At 69.2% G+C, this 2,416-nt stretch carries 1 protein-coding gene and 2 pseudogenes; all 3 read left to right on the plus strand.

Translation table 11 applies throughout. From position 1 onward, the window contains the following. Positions 1 to 200, plus strand: a 200-nt coding sequence (locus tag NI18_RS19190) for a sigma factor-like helix-turn-helix DNA-binding protein (RefSeq protein ID WP_037532409.1), incomplete at its 5' end; no start/stop codon positions are given. A gap of 80 nt (positions 201 to 280) precedes the next feature. Beyond that, positions 281 to 2,073 (plus strand): annotated as a pseudogene (locus NI18_RS19195) (copper resistance system multicopper oxidase). Continuing rightward, positions 2,070 to 2,416 (plus strand): annotated as a pseudogene (locus NI18_RS24700) (hypothetical protein); the annotation flags it as partial. The pseudogenes NI18_RS19195 and NI18_RS24700, both read left to right, overlap by 4 nt.

Genomic DNA, 2,416 nt, shown 5'->3' on the forward strand with positions numbered 1-2,416 from the left:
CGCACGCGATCGGTCGCGACGACCTCGCCCGCACGCTGGCCGATATCGCGCGGCTGCCGGCCCCGCTGCGCGAGCCGCTGCTGCTGTGCACGATCCACGAGCTGAGCCAGGCAGAGGCCGCGCAGGCGCTGGGGATCAGCGCAAAGGCGGTCGAGACCCGGATCCGCCGCGCGCGCGCCGCGCTCGCCGCCGCGGCCTGATTTGTCTAACGTCATGAGGGGCAAGCCGATCGGCGGCGTATGACCTGACAGACGTGACCGCTCCCGGCCCGAGGATCCGCATGACCCGACCGACCCGCCGCCAATTCCTCCGCGACGCCACGCTTGGCGGCGGCGCGCTCGCGCTGCCCGGGTTGCCCGCCTGGGCCCAGCCCGTGTCCGCCGGGATCGCGACACCGCTGTCGGTGCTGTCCGGCACCGATATCGCGCTGACCGTTGCGCATGTGACGCGGACGATCGACGGCACGCGCAGCCACGCGATCGGCATCAACGGCACCAGCCCTGCGCCGCTGATCCGGCTGAAACAGGGGCAGCAGGTCCGGCTGTCGGTGACCAACAGCCTCGACGAGGAGACGTCGATCCACTGGCACGGACTGCTCGTGCCGTTCCAGATGGACGGTGTGCCCGGGATCAGCTTTCCCGGCATCCCGGCGCGAACCACCTTCACCTACGACTTCCCCGTCGTGCAGGCGGGGACCTATTGGTATCACAGCCATTCGGGGCTGCAGGAGCAGATGGGGCATTACGGCCCGATCGTGATCGACCCCGAAGGTCCCGATCCGATCATGTCGGACCGCGAACATGTGATCGTCCTGTCGGATCACAGCCCGCTTCACCCGCACGCCATCTTCCGCAGGCTGAAGCTCCAAGGCGGCTATTTCAACTATCAGAAGCAGACGCTCGGCGGCCTGCTCGCGGGCCGGGACCAGCCGGCGGGCGAACGGCGGATGTGGGGCGGGATGCGGATGGACCCGACCGACGTGTCCGACGTGACGGGCGCGACCTATACCTATCTCGTCAACGGGCATGGCCCCGCGGACAACTGGACCGCGCTGTTCACGCCCGGCGAGCGCGTCCGCCTACGCATCATCAACGCCTCGGCGATGACCAATTTCACGTCCGTATTCCGGGACTGAAGATGACGGTCGTGCAGGCCGATGGCCAGAACGTGCGCCCCGTCGCGGTCGACGAGTTCCAGATCGCGGTCGCCGAAACCTATGACGTGATCGTCGAACCCGCCGCGCCCGTCGCCCACACGCTCGTCGCCGAGGCCTGGGACCGGTCCGGCATGGCGCGCGCCACGCTCGCGCCGCGCGTCGGGATGGTCGCTGCGGTTCCTGCGCTGCGCAGACGCCCGCTCGCGACGATGAAGGACATGGGCATGGGCGACATGGCCGCGATGGATCATGGCGCGATGGGCGGCATGGCGGGGATGAACCACGGCGCAATGCCGGGCATGGACAAGCCCGCGCAGGCTCCCGCCGGCGAGGCGCCGATGCCCGCCATGAGCCACAGCATGCGCGACTTTGCCAACGCGCCGGGCCTGCCGAAGACGCCGACCGTGCAGACCGTCGCGCCGATGCCGATGGATCGCACCGGCGAGCCGCCACAGGGCCTGAGCAACACCGGCCACACGGTGCTGGTGTACCGCGATCTCGTCGCGCTCGAGCGCAATCCCGATCTGCGCGCGCCGACGCGGCAGCTGCAGATCCACCTGACCGGTAACATGGAACGCTATATGTGGGCGTTCGACGGGGTGAAGCTGAACGAGGTGAAGGCGCCGATCCCGTTCCGTCAGGGCGAACGCGTCCGCGTCGCATTGGTGAACGACACGATGATGGCGCACCCGATCCATCTGCACGGTCATTTCTTCGAGCTGGTGACCGGCCACGGCGATCATGCGCCGCGCAAGCACACGATCAACGTCGCCCCCGGCGGCACCGCGACCTTCGACCTCACCGCCGACGCGGTCGGCGACTGGGCGTTCCATTGCCACATGCTCTACCACATGCATGCCGGCATGATGCAGGTCGTCACCGTCCGCCCCGACAGCGAAGCGGGAGCAGCAGCATGAAGACGCTCGCCCTCTTCCTCGCGACCGTCACCGCCACGCCCGCCGCGGCACAGATGCACGACATGCACGGAATGAAGATGCCCGGCATGGCGATGCCCGCCAAACCTGCGCCCAGAAAGCCCGCACCAAAAAAGGCCGGCACCCAAAAAGCCCGCCCCGGCAAACCCCGCGGCACGCAAGGCGGCGCCGGCGCGCGCACGCGCTGCGAAGCCGCTGCATCGACGATGCCGGCGATCGACATGTCCCCGACCGCCGCCTGTTCGACCGAGCATGCCGCAATGGGCCACTGCCAACCCGCCGCCACTGGCGCGGCCCCGCCACCGCCAGCCATCCCAGCCGCCGC

Source organism: Sphingomonas sp. Ant20 (genome assembly GCF_000783375.1).
In the GTDB taxonomy this organism is placed as follows: Bacteria; Pseudomonadota; Alphaproteobacteria; order Sphingomonadales; family Sphingomonadaceae; genus Sphingomonas; species Sphingomonas aerolata.